Source organism: Ruegeria profundi (genome assembly GCF_001507545.1).
Classification (GTDB): domain Bacteria; phylum Pseudomonadota; class Alphaproteobacteria; order Rhodobacterales; family Rhodobacteraceae; genus Ruegeria; species Ruegeria profundi.
Genome location: NZ_LQBP01000002.1, coordinates 374,516 through 394,911, shown reverse-complemented (window position 1 = coordinate 394,911; position 20,396 = coordinate 374,516). Strand labels below are relative to the sequence as shown.

Below are 20,396 nucleotides of genomic sequence, written 5' to 3'. Positions count from 1 at the left end.
TCCTTTCTGCTTAAATTGGTGCATGGGGTCATTCTAGCGTTCAAGCGCACTTTTGCAGAAGTTGTTAGCGCCAACAATGCCAAATTCATCCTGTTCCGATACGTATAAGTTCATCGACCGCCGCAATCCCGTGAAACGACCACCCGCATTAAACGCTTCACGGAACGTATCCTTGAACAACCAACGGTTTTTTTCAGCAACACCGCCCACAAGGAAGACGCCACCCGTCGGCATCAAGGCCACGGCAAGGTCTCCCATCACCGCGCCCAGGTGGGTGGTGAACATATATGCTGCCTTTTCGGCGATTGGATCGGTCTGCATGCGGGCATCCTGCAAAATGTCCTTGGCGCTGCGCATTGGAGTGTTTGGATGTCCTGCGGCGATACCGGCAGCCCGGTACAGAATCGGCAGACCCGTACCGCTTAGGAACATCTCTGCCTCGATCACCAAAGTGTCGTCAAAAAAACAATCTGGCGCGATGTGGCGAGCGGCGCGGAATATTTCGACCTCATCTTCATGACGGGGTGCCAATCCGACATGGCCACCTTCGCCAGAGGCGGTGTGGTAGCGGCCTTCGGAGAATACCAGCGCGCCAACACCAAGGCCGGTACCTGGACCCACAACCAGACGGGTGCCTTGGGGTGGGGTCGGGGCACCTTGCAACACCTCGACATCATCACCGGTGATCTCGGCCACCGACCAAGCGGCTGCGGTGAAGTCATTGATCACAAATGTATGCTGCGCGCCGGTAGCCTTGCCGATATCAGCCTCGGACAGGTCGAGCTTTGCATTCGTCAGGCTGATCGTCCCGTCTTTTACCGGCCCAGCACCTGCGGCAACGACGGCGCGCGGATTGGTGCCAATCTCATCGCGCAGGATCTGAAAGGCCTCCAGTAACTCGGGCAGAGTTCCGGTCGGGAATTTGCGCAGGTCTGTCACCTTGCCGTCCGAGACCACACCCAGCCGCGTATTGGTGCCGCCGATATCGGCCACAAGGTTCCAATGCGCATGCATAGCGCCAACAGGCTGCGCCAAAGGCAATGACACAGAGCCACCTGCCAGAACGGTTTTCAGCATTGGAGCAAAGTTATGAGGCCCAGCCTTGTCAATGTCGGGCACGGCGCGTGCAAAGTATCCCTTGATCGGAACACCCTTCTCCAGTGCGTCGTGCACTGCCGTCAGGTGAAGGTCAACGTCGCGAGTCCAATCGTCATGCTGCAGGTGCAATGAGTTGGCTGTGCGATTATCAAAAACGTAGACCGGCAGATCACGAGTATAGTCCTGTTGGACACACTCCAGGTCGGCTGGTTTGACCTGATCGTGCACGGTGTAGCCGAGCGCGCACCAGTCTAACGCGGCACCAATTATGCCCAAGTCGTCTTGCCACCCGACGGGCAGGTGGGGTTCTAAACGCTTTAGCAAGGTATCTGGATAGGCCTTTTTGAATATGCAATCCCACAACGGCCGATTGTCATTGATTGGATTGCCGACTTCAGCCCCAAGATTGGTCATGCCAAGTCCACGCATCGCGTTGATGGCATTGCCATGTGCCAGCATCATGTGATGCATCGTGCGGGTGGCGGAGCGGGCGTCTTGTTGACCGGGCGCATGGCTTTCGCCACTATGGGCTCCTACTGCATGCGACGGGAAACTAATAGGCGCGACGCTGAAAATCCGATCGCCAATCCGACTCATGACCAAGTCGGTAAAGTCTGCGAACCACCCGGCGACATCGCGGTTACGCCACCCGCCCATATCCATTAACACCGCTGGCAGTTCCCCGTGATGGAGCGTAGCGCAGGGGCGAATTCCACGCGCCAACAGCGCATCGGTCAGGCGGTCGTACACGTCCAGTCCAGCCTCTTTCACCGTGCCACGCCCGTCGGGCAGGACACGAACCCAGTCAATCTGGAACGAACAACAGTCAAACCCGGTACGTTGCACCAGTTCGAAATCCTGTTCGCCAGAGGATGCGACACCAAAAAGGAAATCCGAAGGGAAATCAGAACGGTTGTATTTCATCGTCAGAACCTGTTTGGACCGGTCGATCTGGCACTTAGCAGGTCAGGTTGCTGCATTCTAGCCGTTAGCGATACCATATGCGAGTTGAGTGACGTTTTCAGTGACTTTTTTACCGGTAAAAGTACTGCGCAAGACAACGCGGGCGGAAAGAAATCTTGGCAATGGACGCATTCGACGTTTTCCATATTTTATCTGCATGGGTTTGGGCCGCGCAGGTTTAGCCCCATTGACCGCAGCCAAGCGGAGCACTGAATTTGCATAGGTTTTGACGGGTGCGGCAACAAACTGGACCTATCGAAACTGATAACTGTCACTTTTGCGCTGACAGGGCGGGCACAAAGCTCTAGCGTGCAAACAATAAAAAAATCCAACAGAGTCCAAATCACGGGAGATGTAAAAATGACTTACCGGAAAACTATTTCCAGACGCTCGGTTTTGAAAGGGGCTGGTGCGGCTGCTTTGGCCGCGCCGCTTTACAGTAAATCTGCGTTGGCCTCCTCGGGTGAGATCAACATTCTGATGTGGTCGGACTACCTGCCGCCGTCATTCATCGAAGAGTTCGAGACTCTAACTGGAATTAAGGTGAACTACACTGGCATCGGTTCGAACGAAGAAATCATTAACAAGATGAAGGCCACAGGCGGTCAGGGTTTTGACATCGTCTCGCCCACCAACAACCGCTCGCTTCAATGGGAGCCGCTGGAACTTCTTCAGCCGTTCGACATGAGCAAAGTTCCGATTGATCTGGTAAACCCGGCGATGGCCGCGATTGGTACGGATGCCTGGAACTTTGCCGATAGCGGCGTGCACTGGCTGCCGCATATCTGGGGTACCGAAGGCATAGCATATCGGACCGACCTGTGGCTGCCGGCAGGTGATGCACCGTCTTATGGTGACGTCTGGTCTGAAGAAAACGCCGGAAAAACCATGGGCCGTGCACACTCGATGATGCTGGGTGCGGGACTATTTATGGAGCGTTCGGGCGAGATGGAGCCAGGCTCTGTCTGGGCCGCGTATAACGACGAAGAAACTATGCGCACGGTCTGGAGCCAGATCACCGATTGGTGCGTGGCACGCAAAGATCGGATCAAGTTGATCTGGAACGATGCTGACACCCAGAAAAACGGATTGCTGAACGAAGGCGTTGTGGTTGGCCAGACATGGGACGGACCGCCACTGGCGCTGAAATCCGCTGGCGAGCCGGTACACTACCAGGCGCCGATTGAGGGCGCGATGGCGTGGGTCGACGGTATGGCGATGCCAACCGGTGCTACGAATATCGATCAAGTCTATGCCTTCATTGACTTCGCGTATCAGGCGAAACCTGCTGGCGTGGCGATTGACAGCCACGGATACAACTCGCCAGTTCTGGGGGCTGATCAGTATTCCGGCGACACCTATAAAAAGAATTTTGCCGAAGCGTATCCGGGCGACTCACTGGCCAACCTCAACCCGTGGCCGGCAGAAGCACCTTGGTATGCTGAAACCCGGACCGAGTTCGTCAACAAATTCAAAAGCGCCTGATCGCTTTGCGACGATGCCCTCCGCCGCGGCGCGGGGGGTATTTCACCTGCGCGCCGTTTCGGCGTGACGGATACCATTTCGGTGCGGTCCGCCATCGCACCAGACGGAGATACCAACTATGAGTGCAGGGGTCGGTGTAGATCTGGAAAACCTGTGGATTCGTTTCGGCGATTTCGTCGCTGTGAGGGATGCCAATGTGAATATAAACGGCGGGGATTTCTTTTCGTTTCTCGGACCCTCGGGATGTGGCAAGACAACGATCCTACGCGCTGTTTCCGGCTTTCTGGATCCCAGCGAGGGGCGGGTTCTGATCGGTGGCAAAGACATGCTGGGCATCGGGCCTAACAAGCGGCCGACTGCACTGATCTTCCAGAATCTCGCGCTATTCCCGCTGATGAAAGTTTGGGAAAACATCACCTTCTCGATGGAGATCAAAGGAGCCAGTGCCGCGCAACGCCGCAAGCGTGCGGATGAGCTGTTGGACATGATCGCGCTGCCGGGGCAGGGCGACAAGCTACCCAGTGAGCTTTCGGGCGGGCAGCGTCAGCGCGTGGCCATTGCCCGTGCCTTATGCGCAGAACCCGATGTGCTGTTACTGGACGAACCGCTTTCGGCGCTTGATCTCAAGCTGCGCCAGCATATGCGGACTGAACTGCGCGAGATACAACAGCGCGTTGGCATCACCTTTATCTACATCACACATGATCAGGGTGAGGCGTTGACCATGTCGGACAATATTGCCGTTATGCGGGACGGGGTGATTGATCAGATCGCGACAGGAAAGACTATCTACAATGACCCGAACACGGCCTTTGCGGCATCGTTCGTGGGCGAAAACAATGTGTTTCGGGGCAAGATCAAACAAGTCATGGGCACTGAGGCGATGATCGCGACCAACCGCTCGGGCGATTTGGTGGCGCGGATTTCGACAGCCAATCAAGGCAAGATGAAAGAGGGCGACGATGCAATGCTGTTCATCCGCCCTGAGGCATTGGCAATCGCTCCTGATGGCGCGACCGGAGATCACTATGTAACGGCGCGCGTCAAACACGAAGAGTTCGAGGGCAACGTCTTCAACATCTTCACCCAAGGTGACGGTGGCAAGGAAATCAAGGTGTCAATTCCGAACCACGGCCAGTCATTCCAGGACCATACCGGGCAAAGCATCACGCTGGAATACGAGACCCAAAATGCGGTTCTGGTTCCAGCGGGTGAGCTGGCCGCGGAATAAGAGGGACTGACGGATGCCCAAATTTCTGAAAGAGTTTTTCAATCGGAACGGCACCGGCATGGGGCTGGCGATCCTGGGTTTGGTCCTGTTCTGGACCATCGGCCTGATCATATTGCCGCAACTGTCGATGCTGGACTTCTCGTTCCGTCCCAACCTTCCACCGCCAGAGATAGGCGGGCCAAAGGACGTTTATACGCTAGAGAATTACAAATACCTGATCTACGGCCCCGAAGGCGGCAGTCAGGACTATAACGCCGTTGATCTCAGGGTCTTTTTCCGAACCTTGATTGCAGCTGTTTGCGTGACGATCTTCAACCTGATCATTTGCTATCCAATCGCCTACTATCTTGGGCAATCAAAGGGCAGCCATATCCGCATCTTCGCGATCATGTTGATCATCCCCTATTGGATCAACGAAATCCTGCGCGCCTTCGCATTGCGGATCATTTTTGGCGAGACCGGCGTGTTGAATACCCTGTTTGTTGGGTTGGGGATTTTCGATACGCCGTTCGACTTTATCCGCAACGATATCGCGCTCTACGCGGGTCTGGGATACGCGTATATCCTGCTGATGATCTTCCCGATCTACAACGTGATCGAAAGCCTGGATCATAACCAGATTGAGGCCGCGCGGGACCTGGGCGCCCCATGGTGGCGGATTCACTGGCGGGTAGTCATTCCGTATGCCAAGCCGGGGATCAGTTCAGGCTGTACGATGGTGTTCATGCTCAGCGCCGGAGCGCTGGCCGCACCGCAGATTTTGGGCGGGCCCTCGTCGTTGTGGTTCACGCAACTGATCTATCAACAGTTCAATGATAACAATGACTGGCCGCAAGGCGCGGCCTACGCGATCGTTCTTCTGGTGACCTGTATCCTGTTCGTTCTGGCCGTGATGCGCCTGTTCAAGGTGAACATGGGGGATATCGGGAAATGAGCGGGTCCTTCCTTCGTGTCAGCATCTGGGCCTACCTCGTTATCTTTTTCTTGTACCTGTTAGGCCCGCTTGTGATCATGTCCGTTACGGCATTCAACTCATCGGCCTTTCCAAGGATGTCGCCGTGGGAGTGCCTGACTTTCCAGTGGTTTGATGAATTGTTTCGGGATCAGCGCATTCTGAATGGTATCAAAAACTCGTTGATCATTGGTGCCGGGACGGTGGTTCTGTCAGTGGCGATGGGTCTGGCGGGGGCGCTGATGCTGACGCAGATCTGGCCCAAACTGCGGGCCACATACTACACGGTCATCATCGCGCCGATCCTGATACCCGGCGTGGTTCTGGGTATCTCGACACTGGTGTTTTGGGATCGGATCAACCGCATGCTGGGGCTGGGCGCAGACAGTGTGTTGTCGAACGGCGTATTCCTGACGGTGATTGGCCAATCCACCTTTATCGCCAGTTATTGCATGCTGGTTTTGGTGGCGCGTCTGCAACGCTATGACGTGGCGCTGACCGAAGCAGCGCTTGACCTTGGCGCAACCCATGCGCAGGCATTCCGGAAGATCCTTCTGCCGTTTATGCGGCCCGCTATCGCTTCGGCAGCGGTTCTGGCCTTCCTCGCCTCGTTCGAGAACTACAACACAACCACCTTTACATTTGGTGAGTATCCGACGCTGACCATCGAACTGGCGCAAAAGGTGCGCTATGGCATCACACCTTCGATCTCGGCACTGGCCTTTATCATCGTGGCATTGACTGTGTTCTTTGCCCTGTTGAACGAGGCCAAACTGAAGCGTCAGGAACTGGTTGCAGCAGTACGTAAGAACGCGACGGTTGAGGAACTGGCAGGCAAAATCAAGCTTCCCAGCTTTTTTGCCGGCAATGCGGCCGCGGTATTGGTTGTTATCTTCGCCGTTGCAACGATCACGGTTGTCGGCACTGCGACCGCCTATGACCCGGCTCAATGCGTCGCCAATGTCCGCGAACAGAAGCGGCTTGAGGCGGAACAACGCATTCAGGAACTGCGCCAGCAGCGCGAGGAACAGCGCAAACAACGCGAGGCGGAAGAGGCCGAGCAGGGTGGCGCGCAATCCGCGCCAAGGCCGTCGAACAACAGCGGTTTTGGCAATGTATTCGCTCCAAACACCTTGGGCGGCGACAGTGAGGAAACACAACCTCAGTCCGAGACGCCGCCATCCAGCAACGACGGGTTCGGCGGCGCCTTTGATCCGAACAGCCTGCAAAATGACTGACGGAACCGTTCGAAACTCAAAAGATGCGCGCCCGGAAATCTAACCTTTCCGGGGCGCGTTCTTTTTCAGGATAACGACATCACAGGGCGCAATATCGTGGTTGTTCCAATTGATTGGCGCGGCGGTGTAGTTCGTCAGGAATACATACTGATCCGTCTCGCGCCGCCGCAACCCTTCGGGCAGGGGGTGGATGTCCAATTTGACCTTGGCTGCAGCCATCTCGACGACCCAAACCCACAGGTGTTCATCAGGAAAACCTGCAAGATACCAAAGCCCATCAGTCCCTTTTAGTGCTGGCGTGCCATCGGTAAACGTCAACAAGTCAGGCGCAGTGCCGGACAAACGGTCAATCCAATGCCGGGCGGCACCACCTCCGTCGACAGTTCGATGCACGTTTGGGGGCAAGGTTTCGACAAGATCAACATCGCAACTCAGCCCTGACAGACCCGGACGCCCTGCCTTTGGGATTTGGAAGTCTCGCGTAATCGCGCCACTACGAGGGCCAAGAATTGCCAGATCGCAGCCCTGTAGAAGGCGGTGTTCCAGGTCGCTGTCCAGCGTCGCGAGCCCCGGAGCAAATATAAGCTTGTATCCGGGTTCCGGGATATCTCGTGTGGATAGGAAGTCCACTGAAAGACCCGCCCGCCGCAACGCGCGATAGGCTGAGAAAACCAGCCGGAAATAGTTGAACCCCGCCCCCTGCGGTTGTGTCTGCCACGCCCAATCCGAGGCGTAATCGAACAGAATGGCCACGTCGGCCCGGGTCTGCGTGACCGTGCCCAATTGCGCCAGATCATCGGCTGTCTGCCGCACTTCGGACAAGGCGGGGGCGGGTTTGTCGTTTGGCGTCAAAAGTCCGGCATGCATTTGTTCTTGTGCAAACGGTGCCTGCCGCCAGCGGAAATAGCTGACCACCTCGGCCCCGTGCGCGACGGCCTCAAGCGACCAAAGTCGCACCATACCGGGCAGTGGAGCGGGATTGAACGGTGCCCAGTTTACCGGGCCGGGTTGTTGTTCCATCACCCACCAGCGGCCGCGCCCCACGGCGCGGTAAAGATCGTGGTGAAAGGCCTGCATGTCCGGATCGCCCTGTTGCAGAAACGCAGTTTTATGCGCCTCGTCCACCTCAAGCCGGTCTGAAAGAAACCCGATCGGATAGCTGTCCCAAGTGGCGATATCCAAGTCTTCGCCCACTTTGAAATGGTCGAAATCCAGTATCCGGCCCATATAGTTGTGCAAAAGCGGCGCGTCCGTCAGAGGCCGCAGTACGTCAACCTGCGCTTTGTTAAAGATCGCCACCTGATCCGAGCTGAACCGCCGGAACGCCAGAACATGTGCTGGGTTTGGTTCGGTCACGGTCAAGTTGGGCAGGTCGATCTGGTCGAAACTGCCGTATTCCATCGACCAGAACACGTTGCCCCAAGCCGTGTTCAATGCGTCGACCGAGCCGTATTGGGCCTCTAGCCAATGTTGAAATGCGCGCAGGGCGGCTTGGCTGTAGCTGATCGTTGTGTCGTGGCAGCCATATTCGTTGTCGATCTGCCAAGCCGCCACATGCGGATTGCGGCCATAACGCTCACCCATGATCCGGGCGATCCGGGCGCATTCTTGGATATAGCCCTGATGGCTAAAACAGTAATGCCTGCGCGAGCCGAATTTGCGTGGCTGTCCCTGTGCGTCAACAGCCAGCATATCGGGGTGTTTCTTAAGCATCCAGCGCGGTGGGGTCGCCGTGGGTGTTCCCAGAACAACCTTGAGCCCTGCGGATCCCAAGACCTCGATCGCGCGGTCCAGCCAGTCAAAGCGCAAATCGCCCGGGGTTGGTTCCATCCGGCTCCACGCAAACTCACCGATGCGTACCCAGGTCAGCCCGGTTTCTACCATGCGGGTGGCGTCTTTGGCCCACATCTCTTCGGGCCAGTGTTCGGGATAGTAGCAAACGCCAAGTTCAGGTTTCATAAAAGGACTCTGTATTCGGGCAGCCCTTTACCTGCGTCAGAAGCGGAAAAGGTCATGCCGTTGGTAGGTTGTTGCGCAAGTGTTTCAGCGTGCAACCCTTCGCGGGCCGACGTGCAGAAAAGCGTGGTCAGATCGTCACCGCCGAAGGCAGGGCACGACGTATGCGCGGCATCAAAAGTCTTGGCCGTTATAAATTGCCCGGATGGTGTATAGGCTGCTACGCGGCTTGCACCCCATTGCGCGATCCAAATGTTCCCTTCGGCATCGACCACGGCACCGTCGGGATTCAGGCCATCGACCCGAAAATCCAGAAACACTGATCCGTCTTCTTCGGGCCAGCCGGTTTCCGGGTTCAGAGGCCGGCGCATGACCTGTTTTGTCACAGTATCGGTATAGTAAGCGCAGGAGCGGTCCGGCGCAAAACAGATCGCGTTCGGGATCGTGACGTTCGGCACCACCTGCCGCAATTCGCCCTGCCAATACCGATAGATCGCACCGGCGTGGGGCTCCGCTGCTTTGCCCATCGTTCCGATCCAGAACCCCCCCCAGGGGTCAGTGCGCCCGTCGTTCGAGCGGGTAATCGGGTTCTCTGCCTCAAGACGCGTGACAAGGTCTTTTTGACCAGTCTTGAGGCTGAAACGCCACAAACCCGTTTCAGAAGCTATCAGCAGCGTTTCCCGGTCGACCCACCCAGCGGCTGAGACATGTTCGTCAAACTGCCAGTCGCGTGGTTCGCCGCTCTTTTGCGTCATCAGAGTTTTACCGATGATATCGAACCAGAAAATCTGTTGGCGTTCGGGATGCCACAAAGGACCTTCGCCCAACTCGCAAGGGCGGTTGTCGAAGATGGTGCTCATCCTGCGGCCTCATCATAGGCTGCGACGATCTGTGCCGCCTTGGCTGCGACCTCAGATACAGTCATGCCGGGTTTATACAGGGCCGATCCGATGCCGAACCCATCTGCGCTGGCTGCGATCCACTGGCCAAAGTTTTCAGGTCCCGCGCCGCCCACAGCATAAACAAGCGTACCCTTGGGCAGCACAGGGCGCAGTGCCGACAGACCTGCCGGACCGGCCAGCGCGCCGGGAAACAGTTTCAGCCCGGAAGCTCCAGCCTTGAGGGCGGCGAAAGCCTCAGTCGGTGTGAAGATGCCGGGCCAGCTTTCCAAGCCCAGCCTGTGAGTGTGTGAAATCACCTCGGGGTCGCAATTCGGCGATACGATCAGTTTACCGCCAACCCTGGCGACGTCGTCCACTTGCCCCGGCGTCAGAACGGTGCCTGCGCCAATCAAGGCACGGTCGCCGAATTCCTCGACCAGACGGCCAATAGAGTCCAGCGGATCGGGCGAGTTCAGCGGGACTTCGATCTTGTCGATCCCGGCGTTGATCAAGGCTTGCCCGGTGGCCAATGCAGCCGACGGTGTCAGGCCCCGCAGGATGGCAATGAGGGGACGGTTCATGCGGTTTGCCTCGTCAGGTTGCGAGCCAGCAGAAGGCCGGCCAATGTGCATTCAGTGCTGTCTGCGGTTTCCACAAAGGCGCCTTGAGTTTTTAAGGCCTTGGCGTAGGTCTCAGAGAGACCAGTAGCCCCAATGATCGCCAATCGCTGACCTAGCCAATAGGGCCGGGTTGCTGCCAGTTCAGCGCCAATCAGAAAGCCCGAAAGTTGCGCCCGGGCGATACTACCATCTTGTCCCTGAAGCAGATCGGCGGCGCGCAAGCCAAACAGCCGCGCCGCCAGCTGTTCCGGTTTTGACAACGTGTCAGCCATGGCATCGACAAAGGCTGCATCGTCCCAACCAGTGCCGACTGAGTGTTTCAGCACTGAATGGCCACTGAGAAGGTTGAACATCTCTCCGGTCATGAAGGTACGGAAACTGACGACTTCTCCTGCGCTGACTTGAACCCACTTGCTATGGGTTCCGGGCAGGCAAATCACACCGTCCCAGTTTGGGCGACTGGCCAGAAATCCCGCGATCTGGGTTTCTTCGCCCCGCATGACATCTGGTGGAGAGGTCTGCTTCAAACCGGGCACAACAAAGGCGCGAATGCGCGCGTCAGTGTTGGGAACGCGAATTGGGGTGACGGGCGTGGGGGCGCAGGGAACGGCCGAATATGGTGCCTCGACCCAACCTTGCCGCGCGCCCACCATTCCACATGCGATCACATCTACGGGTTCAGCCCCCAACCAGCCTTCGATCAGTTCCAACAAGGCGGCCTGAAACTCATCCCTGTCGACGCGGGCCATGCCTTTGTCAGACTGAGCCTGATCAACCACGGTATCGCCCCGCATCGCCCAGACGCGAAGATGCGACGTTCCCCAATCGACAGCGATCCATTCAGAATTCATGTCTCTACCCCGTTACGACAACGCCGCCGTCAACCGCCATGCATTGCCCGGTCATTGCACGGCTGGCATTGGAGGCCAGGAACAGGGTCGGCGCGATCATATCTTCGGGCGTCAGGTGTTCCTTCAGGCATTGGCGGTTCATATGGGCCGCAAGGTCTTCGGGAGTGGCCCACATATCCAACTGTTTCTGGGTCAGAACCCACCCCGGGGCCAGCGCGTTCACACGTATGTTCTTCGGCCCAAGCTCACGCGCAAGGGATCGGGTCATCCCGGTGATCCCGGCATTCGCGGTCGTGTAGATTGGATAGCCGGCATTGCCCATCATGTAGCTGATCGAACTAAAGTTGACGATGGCCCCGCCTTCTCCTTGCATCTGGCGTGCCGCTTCCTGACAGGCGAAGAAATAAGCCTTGAGGTTGACCTCAATCATCCAGTCCCAAAACTCGGGCGTGGTTTCCTCAAGCGAGTGGCGTTGGTCGTTAGCTGCATTGTTGATCAGTACGTTCAAGGGACCATGCGCATCAGATGCTTTTTGCATCGTGGCGTGCAGCAATGCGGTATCTGTCATATCGGCTTGCATGAACAACGGTGCGCGACCGTGTTTGTCACGCATTTCCGCGACAAATCCGCTGGCGTCCGATCGACCGATAAAGGCCACGTTGGCACCTTGGGCCAGAAATCCGTCCGTCAACGCTGCACCAACGCCAGAGCCGCCACCAGTAATAAAGACAGACGCGCCGTTCAAATCGTGGAAAGTTGCTGGATGATCCATCAGTGGCTCTCTCTGGTCACAAGGCGGGTGTCTTTACCGACAAGAAAATCAAGGTCGGCGCCCTGATCCGCCTGCAGGACGTGGTCGATATAAAGTTTTGCGTAACCGCGGGTATAGTGCGGGTCGTCCGGTTGCCACGCCGCGCGGCGGGTAGCCAGTTCTGCCTCATCAACCAGCAGTTCCAACTCACCCTTGCTGGCGGACACCCGGATGCGGTCGCCGGTTTTGACCAGCGCCAACGTTCCCCCGGCCTGTGCCTCGGGGCTGACATGAAGGATCACAGTGCCAAAGGCTGTGCCGGACATACGCGCATCCGAAACTCGGATCATGTCGCGCACACCCTCTTTGACAAGCTTTGCTGGAATTGGCATGTTGCCGACTTCTGGCATGCCGGGATAGCCTTTTGGCCCGCAGCCCTTGAGCACCAGAATAGTGTCTGCCGTCACTGGCAGATCATCCCGGTCTATGTTGGCTTTCAGGTCTTCGATGTTCTCAAAAACATAGGCGTCTGCCTCTGTTTCCAACAGCGCGTCCGTCGCGGCCGAGGGTTTTACGATGGCACCATTGGGTGCGAGATTTCCGCGTAAGACGCGAAGGCCCGCGGCAGGTTTCACCGGATCATCGAAAGGACGGATCACGTCGCGGTTGAAGCATTCGGCGCCCTCGTAATGGGCCGAAATATCCTTGTTCAGAACAGTCTTGGCAGGGCGCAGGAAAGGTTTCAGCTCATTCAGAACCACGGGCACACCACCCGCGTAGCAGAAATCTTCCATCAGGTATTTGCCCGAAGGCATGCAGTTCACCAGAAGGGGTATTCCCGACCCGATCTCAAAATCTTTGAGCGTCAGATCAACACCCACGCGACCAGCCAAAGCCAGCAAATGAACAACGGCGTTGGTCGATCCACCTACGGCGGCATTGGTGAGGATGGCATTTTCGAAGGCTTCTTTGGTCAAAATGTCCGAAGGCTTTAGGTCCTCGTCCACCATTTCAACGATCCGTTTCCCGGTCAGATGCGCCAAAGCCATGCGGCGGGCATCGACGGCTGGAAGGGCTGCGTTAGTAGGCAGGCTCATCCCCATCGCTTCGACCAGTGAGGCCATGGTCGACGCGGTGCCCATGGTCATGCAAACACCCGCGCTACGTGACATCCCGGATTCGGCGTTCATGAAGTCTTGCAGCGTCATTTCTCCGGCGCGGACAGCTTCGGAGAATTTCCAGACATCTGTGCCCGACCCGATATCCTTGCCGCGATACTTGCCGTTCAGCATAGGGCCGGAACTCACCACTATCGAGGGCAGATCGACTGAGGCTGCGCCCATCAACTGCCCCGGCGTGGTTTTGTCACAACCGCCCAACAGGACAACGCCGTCGATGCCATAGGCGCGGATCGATTCCTCAACATCCATTGCCAGAAGGTTGCGGAACAGCATTGCGGTGGGCTTCATCTGGGTTTCGCCCAGAGACATGACCGGAAACTCAACCGGGAAACCGCCTGCCTCCCAAACGCCGCGTTTGACGCCCTCGGCCAGGTCGCGCAGGCCCGAGTTGCAGGGTGTCAGCTCGGACCATGTATTGCAGATGCCAATGATCGGACGCCCGTCAAAAGCGTGATCGGGAAAGCCCTGATTCTTCATCCAGGATCGGTGGATGAACCCGTCTTTGTCGAGTTTTCCATACCAGTGTTGAGAACGGCGTTTCTTTGTCATTTTTGTTAGCCTTCTAGTCTTTGGTTCAGGCGGCTTTTGCAGGTTTGCACCAATCCGGAAGCCAGTCGGCATGCGCGATTAACAGGTCATCGACAAGGCTGCGGATTTGGCGCAGGTCTAATTCGGCGGCTGTGTGCGGGTCCATCATGGCAGCGTGATAGATGTGTTCCGGGTTCTGGTCGACCAATGCTCGCACGGTAAGCTCTTGTACATTGATCTGGCTCCGCATCAACGCGATCAGTTGCGGTGGAATGTCAGTAACGATCAAAGGCTGCACGCCGTTGCCGTCGACCAGACAAGGGGTTTCAACGGCGGCCCCCAACGGCAGTTGCGGTATCTGGCCGGTGTTGGGCAGGTTTCCGTAGGCTACGTAAGGCGTATTGGTGACTATGGCGTTCATCAGATCTGCGGCGAATTCGTGACTGCGGGTTACCTTGATGGTGCGGCCATCCGTCAGGGTCTTTGCCTGTTCTTTCCAATCTGCAACCTGTTCCACGCATCGGGTGGGGTATTCATCCAGCGGGATGGAAAACTGCTTGATCAGGTCTTCTCGCCCATCCTTGATGAACCACGGCACATATTCGGCCAAATGCTCGGAACTTTCGGTGCAGAAATATCCCAGGTGATCCATCACCTCGTACCGAACCTTGTTCGGGCAACGTGGCATCAGCAGAGGAGCCTTGGGGATTTGGCCACTTGCGTATCCCTGCCGTAAAGCGGGATACAGGTCGCAGCCCTGATGCTCCAGCCGCAGGAAAAAGGCGACATGATTGATGCCCGCGACCTTGTAGCGGATTTCGTCTTTCGGCAGGTCGAGGTCATGCGCTAGTTCTTCGACCGTGTTTTGTACCGAGTGGCATAGACCGACCTGTTTCAGCGCCGGGAATTGCTCGGCCAGCGCCCATGTGTTGATGGCCATCGGGTTCACGTATTGCAGCAGGGTCGCGTTCGGGCAAAGCTGCATCATGTCCCGTGCCACGTCCCACAACACCGGAACCGTGCGCAGCCCGCGCATGATGCCGCCGACGCCAAGCGTGTCGGCGATGGTCTGACGCAGGCCGTACTGTTTTGGAATCTCAAAGTCGGTCACAGTACACGGCTCATACCCGCCGATCTGGAACGCGGTGATAACAAAATCTGCCCCGTCCAAAGCGGCGCGCCGATCTGTATGGGTCGAAACAGACGCACCCGAACCGACCGAGCGGATCATGGCGCGGGCAACCGCTTCGCTTTCGGCCAGACGCTCGGGGTCAATGTCCATCAGCGCAAAATGGCTGTCGCGAAGCGCTGGTGTCAGCAGCGCATCGCCCACGATGTTCTGCATGAAAATTGTGGAACCGGCACCAATAAAGGTGATTTTTGTCATGTTGCAAACCCTAGGCTTGACGTCATTTCACCGCTCCAAGTGTTAGGCCGGCGATAAAGTGTTTTTGCATCAGGAAGAACATGGCCACCGGCGGCAAGGCCGCGACGATGGAACCGGCGCTCATCAACTGATAGGCGGCGCGGAACTGGGCGTTGAAGCTGGTGATGCCCGCAGTGACAGGTTGGCTTTCTGCCCCTTGGGTCAGTACGACAGCCCAAAAATAGTCGTTCCAGATAAATGTGAAGATCAGCACGCTCAGCGCCGCGATGGCGGGTTTCATCAGCGGCAGAACCACGTACCAGAAGATGCGCCATTCGCTGATGCCTTCGACCCGCGCGGCCTCGATCAACTCAAACGGAAGGGCGCGGATAAAGTTGCGCATGAACAGCGTACAGAAACCGGTTTGGAAGGCGATGTGAAACAGAACCAAACCGGTCTTGGTGTTGTAAAGCCCCAGTTGCAAGGTCAGGTCGCGGACGGGAACCATCAGGATTTGGAACGGGACAAAATTGCCCGCGACGAACATGAAGAAGATCCAGAGGTTCGATTTGAACTTGTAGATACCCAGCGCAAAGCCAGTCATGCAGCTGAGTGCAACAGCGCCGATCACTGTTGGGATTGTGATCATGAACGAGTTCAGAAGGTAGCGCGGCATGTCCGAGTTGAAGAACACCTGACCGTAGTTGAACGCGCCCTCAAAGCTGGATGGCATCCCCCAGTAGTTGGCATTGGTGAAGTCAGCGGCCGGTTTGACCGAGAACAGCGCAACCGCCAATAGCGGACCCAACCACAGCAGCAGCGCCAGAGGCAGCATCGCCTGATACGTGATCTGTGCCGCACGGGGTTGTTTTTCGATGGGTTTGGGAAACATCTCAGTGCCCCCTTTCTTCGCGGTACATCGACCACAGGAAATAGGCGATGAAGCAGAGCATGATCAGGAACAGCACCACGGCGATGGCCGCGCCATAGCCCATGCGGAAACCGTATTCAGACAAGGCGACCTCAAACATGTAATAGGCCAGCACGCGGGATGACCCGAACGGGCCGCCTTGGGTCATGATAGAAATCAGGTCAAAAGAACGCAGCGCACCGATGATGGTGACGACAAATGCGATGAAGGTTGCGGGGCGCAGTTGGGGCAAGATGATATGCCACAGCATTCGAAACCCCTTTGCGCCATCCAGACGTCCGGCCTCAATCTGTTCGGGGTCGACGGCGTTCAAGCCGGTGAGGTAAAGGATCATGCAATAGGCTGTCTGCGGCCACAGACCGGCAAAGATAATGCCGTAGGTCACGAACCGTTCATCGCCCAGCACGTTCAGCGGACCGAGGCCGAAAAGGCTAAGAAATTCATTCAGCAGGCCAAAGGTCGGATCATAAAACCAGGTAAAGACAAGGCCCACGACGACTTGGGAAATAACGAATGGAAAGAAAAACAGAGATTTATACAGCCGAATACCCCAGACCGTCTGATTGAGGAAGAGGGCAATGAAAAGACCCGCCGGAATAGCCGCCAGATACAAAAGCAACCAAATCAGGTTGTTCTTTAGAGAGGTGTAAAAGGCATCCCGGTCAACCCATTCCCAGTAGAGGTCTTCGTAGTTTCGAAACCCGACATATTCGGCCGCGCCAAGCCCATCCCATTCGTAGAGAGACAGGTTAAAAGACTGGAACACCGGAATGATCACATAGACCATGAAGAACAGCAGACCGGGGGCCAGAAACAGCCACGGTGCGATGCGCTGTTGGTTTTTGTGGAACCAGCTTTCCTGATCTGAGACGTCGACGACAGACATGCGGATACTCGGGGATTTGGTATAAGGAGTAAGGCGGGCTGCACCCGCCTTACGCTTGACAAGGTGCAGGCCGGGCTTTTCCCCGGCCTGACCAGATCAGTTTTCGTAGATGCGTTCGCGGGCGCGTTCCAGTTTTGCCAGAATACGGTCCAGGTTGTCAGGCTTGACCATGAACTCCTGGAAGCCTTCCATCGACACTTTGGCCATTTCTGCGGGTGCGTCGCGATCCCAGAACTGGGCGACCCCGCCGGGGCTGTTGGACGACAACATCGCAAATCCCTGTTGCAGGAATTTGTCATCATCAACCGCTGACTGGGCGTTCACGGGCAGTTGGCCAAGGTTCGCGCCATTGTTGATCTCGGTCTGTTCGTCGGCCGAGACTACGAAACGCAGGAACTCGCGCGCGGCGTCTTTGTTCGACGCGTTGGCCGGGATGTGGAACGTATCGGTCGGCGCGTCTTCGGCCAGCTCAACATCAGGGTTGATCGAAACAAACTGGTAGAAGTCCAGTTGATCGTCGGTCAAACCAGCCTCGCGCAGGGGGGCGACAGCGAAGTTACCCATCAGGTACGCGGCGGCATCGCCGTTGACCATGAACGGCAGGGCTTCCTGCCAGCTATAGGTCTGGTGGTTGTCGATGAATGCGCCCATGTCGATCAATTGTTTCCAATTGGCGAAGGTCTGTTTGACCCGTTCATCTTCCCAGCTGACCTCACCGTTTGCGAGTTGGTTGTGGAACTCGAATCCGTTGGTGCGCATGTTGAGGTAGTCAAACCAGCCACCGGCGGTCCACAGGAACTTGGTGCCAATGGTATAACAAGCGCGGCCTGACTCCACGATTTTCTGGCAGTTTGCCAGTTCCTCGTCCCAGGTCGTAGGTTCGGTCAGACCCAGTTCGTCAAAGATGTCTTTGCGGTAATAAACACCCCACTGGTAATACGTATAGGGCACGCCCCACTGCTTGCCGTCGATCGTCAGTGCGCCCTTGGTGGAGGCCAGGTTGTCGGCGATTTCAGGCTCGGCCCACAGGTCAGACACGTCCTCGAACAGGCCAGCCTCGACATAGGGCTTCATGCGGTTGGCCGCATACCATGTGGCAACGTCCGGTGTGTCTGCGGTCAGGAAGTTTCGAATTTGCGTCTTGTACGCTTCGCGGTCGATGACCGTGGTTTCGATCTCCAGCCCTGGATGTTGTTCTGCGAACCGCTCGATCATCGCTTCCATCGTCGCGCGCGGCGCCGGGTTCGATGTGTCGAGGAAGATTCGCAGCTCGCCGGTCAGTTCGGCTGCAACAGGTGCAGCCAGTGCCACACTGGCCGCCAGCGCGGCCGCTGTGCGCTTGAACATGGAATGCATGGTGTCCTCCCTTAGATTCCATCGTGTTCCAAATAATGAAACTGTGTTTTATATATTGAAAACTACACATCAACTCGGTTAGTCTTGTCAAGACCTTCGTGACGAACGCGATGAGTTGATGGGAGGAGAACAGGCACCCGTGGCTGGTGACGGAACGATAGGAAAAGCATGTGATGTGCTGGAGCAAGTGGCAGCCTTTGCGCGCCCCGTGCGGTTCGCTGAGCTGTTGGAAAGCAGTGATTTTCCCAAGGCAACTTTGTACAGGTTTCTGCAAACTCTGACCAATCAGGGAATGCTGTCATACGACCCGGATCGCCAGACCTATACACCGGGATTGCGATTGGTCCGTCTGGCGCATGCGGCTTGGACACAAAACTCGCTGGCACCTATTGCGCGGCCGTTTCTGGATGCTCTTAGCCGAGAGACCGGGGAAACGGTGCATCTGGCGCAGCTTGATTCCAGCCAGGTTCTATATGTCGACAAGCGCAATGCCGCACAACCAGTCGAGATGTATTCGCAGGCTGGCAAGGTTGGTCCGGCCTACTGTACCGGTGTGGGCAAAGCGATGCTGGCGTATTTGGAAGAGGCGGCGCTGGCCCGCGCGGTGTCGCAGCAAAGCTATCATCGGTTTACCCAAAAAACGCTGACCTCCGAGGCGGCGCTGCGTGCCGATCTCGATCTGATCCGCAGCCGCGGATACGCGATCGACGATGAGGAGCATGAGCCCGGCATCATTTGCATCGCGTGCCCTATTTTGACATCGGGCGGGCGGATGCTGGGCGCGATTTCGGTAACAGGTTCGACCGAACGAATGGATTTCAAGCAACTGGAAACCTGGGTTCCGCGTGTTCGCCATGTGGCCGAACAGATCGGAGCCGAAGCACAGGCTTGGCGGTTCCCCGAAACCCGGCCGAACGCCAATACAAACAGGATGCAAGCGACATGACCGGTGTGACTTTGAACCAGGCGATCAAGCGGTATGGAGAGACGCAGGTCATCCACGGCATTGATCTGGAAATCGAGGATGGCGAATTTTGTGTTTTCGTTGGGCCATCCGGCTGCGGCAAATCCACCTTGCTGCGTATGATCGCGGGACTGGAAGAGACCACCGAAGGGCAGATTCACATCGGCGCACGCGAAGTAACCCATTTGGACCCCGCGAAACGCGGGGTTGCGATGGTCTTCCAGACCTACGCCTTGTATCCGCATATGACAGTAGCCGAGAATATGGGCTTTGGTCTGCGCATGAACGGCGTCGCCAAGTCCGAGATCAACGAGAAGGTTCAGCAAGCCTCGAACATCCTGAAACTGGAGCCGTACCTCAAGCGCAAGCCCAAGGCCCTTTCCGGGGGTCAGCGCCAGCGTGTCGCCATTGGGCGCGCTATTGTCCGCGGACCCGAGGTGTTTCTGTTCGACGAACCCCTCTCAAATCTCGATGCCGAACTGCGGGTTGAAATGCGGGTGGAAATCGCCCGTTTGCACAATGAGATCGGCGCGACGATGATCTATGTGACCCATGATCAGGTCGAGGCGATGACCATGGCCGATAAGATCGTAGTCCTGCGCGATGGTCGGATCGAACAGGTCGGCGCGCCGATGGACTTGTATCGCGATCCTGACAACCGGTTTGTGGCCGGTTTCATTGGCTCTCCGGCGATGAACTTTCTTGAGTGTGATTATGCCGACGGCAAGGTCTCGCACCCGGCGCTTGGGGAGCCGCTGGCGGTATCGGCCAATGTGCCTGCAGGCATGACGAAAGTAACCTTGGGTATCCGTCCAGAACACATCGAAATTGATCGCACGGGTGAGGCTTGCACAGTCGACCTGACCGAGGCGCTTGGTGGGGTAAGCTATTCCTACCTTCTGGCGCCAAACGGCGACAAGCTGGTCATTGAAGAGCGCGACGATCAGCGCAGCCGACAAGGGGACCGGATCGGGGTGCAGCTTCGCCCAGATCGCGTGATGCTGTTTGATCCTGAAAGCGGTCTGCGGTTCCGGTAACTCAAGGACAATGAACCAGAACTTGCGCGTCGATCTAACGGGTTGGCGCGTTTTTGGGCATAGACCTTTGGGAATTTTCTATCCAACATCCGGCACAGTGGGTCAGACGGGATCTTTCCGC

17 protein-coding genes are annotated in these 20,396 nt (G+C 56.9%); 6 read left to right on the top strand and 11 right to left on the bottom strand.

Features of this window, described 5'->3' with window-relative positions:
- Positions 1 to 33: 33 nt before the first annotated feature.
- Positions 34 to 2,022 carry a family 1 glycosylhydrolase gene (locus AVO44_RS05285; RefSeq protein ID WP_068333603.1) on the bottom strand — a complete coding sequence of 663 codons (1,989 nt, stop codon included), beginning with the start codon at positions 2,020 to 2,022 and terminating at the stop codon, positions 34 to 36.
- A 399-nt stretch (positions 2,023 to 2,421) separates the two neighbouring features.
- On the opposite strand from AVO44_RS05285, the gene AVO44_RS05280 reads away from it, so the two are divergent.
- From AVO44_RS05280 to AVO44_RS05265, 4 genes are all read left to right on the top strand, one after another.
- Positions 2,422 to 3,546: an extracellular solute-binding protein gene (locus AVO44_RS05280; RefSeq protein WP_068333600.1), complete on the top strand. Its 1,125-nt coding sequence runs from the start codon at positions 2,422 to 2,424 to the stop codon at positions 3,544 to 3,546.
- Positions 3,547 to 3,664: 118 nt separating this feature from the next.
- Positions 3,665 to 4,777 (top strand): ABC transporter ATP-binding protein, encoded by a 1,113-nt coding sequence (locus AVO44_RS05275; protein ID WP_068333597.1) that lies wholly within the window; start codon positions 3,665 to 3,667, stop codon positions 4,775 to 4,777.
- 13 nt (positions 4,778 to 4,790) lie between these two features.
- Positions 4,791 to 5,711, top strand: a complete 921-nt coding sequence (locus AVO44_RS05270) for an ABC transporter permease (RefSeq protein ID WP_068333595.1) — start codon at positions 4,791 to 4,793, stop codon at positions 5,709 to 5,711.
- The gene (locus AVO44_RS05265) at positions 5,708 to 6,967 is read left to right on the top strand and encodes an ABC transporter permease (RefSeq protein WP_068333592.1); all 1,260 of its coding nucleotides are present in this window, start codon (positions 5,708 to 5,710) and stop codon (positions 6,965 to 6,967) included. Before AVO44_RS05270 ends, AVO44_RS05265 begins: the two co-directional genes overlap by 4 nt.
- A gap of 39 nt (positions 6,968 to 7,006) precedes the next feature.
- Here the strand turns inward: AVO44_RS05265 and AVO44_RS05260 are convergent, their stop codons facing one another.
- From AVO44_RS05260 to AVO44_RS05215, 10 genes are all read right to left on the bottom strand, one after another.
- On the bottom strand, positions 7,007 to 8,926 hold the full coding sequence (locus tag AVO44_RS05260; RefSeq protein ID WP_068333590.1) for a beta-galactosidase: 1,920 nt from the start codon (positions 8,924 to 8,926) through the stop codon (positions 7,007 to 7,009).
- Positions 8,923 to 9,783, bottom strand: coding sequence for an SMP-30/gluconolactonase/LRE family protein (locus tag AVO44_RS05255; protein ID WP_068333587.1), 861 nt, complete (start codon positions 9,781 to 9,783; stop codon positions 8,923 to 8,925). Before AVO44_RS05255 ends, AVO44_RS05260 begins: the two co-directional genes overlap by 4 nt.
- A complete protein-coding gene (locus AVO44_RS05250) occupies positions 9,780 to 10,385 on the bottom strand; it encodes a 2-dehydro-3-deoxy-6-phosphogalactonate aldolase (RefSeq protein WP_068333584.1) in 606 nt (201 codons plus the stop codon). Before AVO44_RS05250 ends, AVO44_RS05255 begins: the two co-directional genes overlap by 4 nt.
- Complete coding sequence (locus tag AVO44_RS05245) at positions 10,382 to 11,275, bottom strand: 2-dehydro-3-deoxygalactonokinase (protein ID WP_068333581.1); 894 nt, start codon at positions 11,273 to 11,275, stop codon at positions 10,382 to 10,384. Before AVO44_RS05245 ends, AVO44_RS05250 begins: the two co-directional genes overlap by 4 nt.
- Positions 11,276 to 11,279: 4 nt before the next feature.
- On the bottom strand, positions 11,280 to 12,047 hold the full coding sequence (locus AVO44_RS05240; RefSeq protein WP_068333578.1) for an SDR family NAD(P)-dependent oxidoreductase: 768 nt from the start codon (positions 12,045 to 12,047) through the stop codon (positions 11,280 to 11,282).
- Positions 12,047 to 13,756, bottom strand: a complete 1,710-nt coding sequence (locus tag AVO44_RS05235; RefSeq protein ID WP_068333575.1) for an IlvD/Edd family dehydratase — start codon at positions 13,754 to 13,756, stop codon at positions 12,047 to 12,049. The genes AVO44_RS05240 and AVO44_RS05235 overlap by 1 nt, the downstream gene beginning before the upstream one ends.
- A gap of 25 nt (positions 13,757 to 13,781) precedes the next feature.
- Positions 13,782 to 15,122: an alpha-glucosidase/alpha-galactosidase gene (melA, locus tag AVO44_RS05230; protein WP_068333572.1), complete on the bottom strand. Its 1,341-nt coding sequence runs from the start codon at positions 15,120 to 15,122 to the stop codon at positions 13,782 to 13,784.
- A gap of 22 nt (positions 15,123 to 15,144) precedes the next feature.
- Complete coding sequence (locus tag AVO44_RS05225) at positions 15,145 to 15,993, bottom strand: carbohydrate ABC transporter permease (RefSeq protein WP_068333568.1); 849 nt, start codon at positions 15,991 to 15,993, stop codon at positions 15,145 to 15,147.
- A gap of 1 nt (position 15,994) precedes the next feature.
- Positions 15,995 to 16,918, bottom strand: a complete 924-nt coding sequence (locus AVO44_RS05220; RefSeq protein WP_068333564.1) for a carbohydrate ABC transporter permease — start codon at positions 16,916 to 16,918, stop codon at positions 15,995 to 15,997.
- 96 nt (positions 16,919 to 17,014) lie between these two features.
- On the bottom strand, positions 17,015 to 18,274 hold the full coding sequence (locus AVO44_RS05215; protein ID WP_068333561.1) for an ABC transporter substrate-binding protein: 1,260 nt from the start codon (positions 18,272 to 18,274) through the stop codon (positions 17,015 to 17,017).
- 139 nt (positions 18,275 to 18,413) lie between these two features.
- Between AVO44_RS05215 and AVO44_RS05210 the strand changes: the two genes are divergently transcribed.
- Together AVO44_RS05210 and AVO44_RS05205 are read left to right on the top strand one after the other, a co-directional pair.
- On the top strand, positions 18,414 to 19,220 hold the full coding sequence (locus AVO44_RS05210) for an IclR family transcriptional regulator (protein ID WP_068334045.1): 807 nt from the start codon (positions 18,414 to 18,416) through the stop codon (positions 19,218 to 19,220).
- Positions 19,217 to 20,275: an ABC transporter ATP-binding protein gene (locus AVO44_RS05205; protein ID WP_068333558.1), complete on the top strand. Its 1,059-nt coding sequence runs from the start codon at positions 19,217 to 19,219 to the stop codon at positions 20,273 to 20,275. Before AVO44_RS05210 ends, AVO44_RS05205 begins: the two co-directional genes overlap by 4 nt.
- The last annotated feature ends 121 nt before the right edge of the window (positions 20,276 to 20,396 follow it).

Coding starts and splice junctions, on each gene's coding strand:
- AVO44_RS05205 (WP_068333558.1), top strand. CDS start 19,217: ATGACCGGTGTGACTTTGAACCAGGCGATCAAGCGGTATGGAGAGACG.
- AVO44_RS05285 (WP_068333603.1), bottom strand. CDS start 2,022: ATGAAATACAACCGTTCTGATTTCCCTTCGGATTTCCTTTTTGGTGTC.
- melA (WP_068333572.1), bottom strand. CDS start 15,122: ATGACAAAAATCACCTTTATTGGTGCCGGTTCCACAATTTTCATGCAG.
- AVO44_RS05235 (WP_068333575.1), bottom strand. CDS start 13,756: ATGACAAAGAAACGCCGTTCTCAACACTGGTATGGAAAACTCGACAAA.
- AVO44_RS05265 (WP_068333592.1), top strand. CDS start 5,708: ATGAGCGGGTCCTTCCTTCGTGTCAGCATCTGGGCCTACCTCGTTATC.
- AVO44_RS05225 (WP_068333568.1), bottom strand. CDS start 15,993: ATGTTTCCCAAACCCATCGAAAAACAACCCCGTGCGGCACAGATCACG.
- AVO44_RS05250 (WP_068333584.1), bottom strand. CDS start 10,385: ATGAACCGTCCCCTCATTGCCATCCTGCGGGGCCTGACACCGTCGGCT.
- AVO44_RS05270 (WP_068333595.1), top strand. CDS start 4,791: ATGCCCAAATTTCTGAAAGAGTTTTTCAATCGGAACGGCACCGGCATG.
- AVO44_RS05260 (WP_068333590.1), bottom strand. CDS start 8,926: ATGAAACCTGAACTTGGCGTTTGCTACTATCCCGAACACTGGCCCGAA.
- AVO44_RS05215 (WP_068333561.1), bottom strand. CDS start 18,274: ATGCATTCCATGTTCAAGCGCACAGCGGCCGCGCTGGCGGCCAGTGTG.
- AVO44_RS05220 (WP_068333564.1), bottom strand. CDS start 16,918: ATGTCTGTCGTCGACGTCTCAGATCAGGAAAGCTGGTTCCACAAAAAC.
- AVO44_RS05245 (WP_068333581.1), bottom strand. CDS start 11,275: ATGAATTCTGAATGGATCGCTGTCGATTGGGGAACGTCGCATCTTCGC.
- AVO44_RS05275 (WP_068333597.1), top strand. CDS start 3,665: ATGAGTGCAGGGGTCGGTGTAGATCTGGAAAACCTGTGGATTCGTTTC.
- AVO44_RS05280 (WP_068333600.1), top strand. CDS start 2,422: ATGACTTACCGGAAAACTATTTCCAGACGCTCGGTTTTGAAAGGGGCT.
- AVO44_RS05255 (WP_068333587.1), bottom strand. CDS start 9,783: ATGAGCACCATCTTCGACAACCGCCCTTGCGAGTTGGGCGAAGGTCCT.
- AVO44_RS05240 (WP_068333578.1), bottom strand. CDS start 12,047: ATGGATCATCCAGCAACTTTCCACGATTTGAACGGCGCGTCTGTCTTT.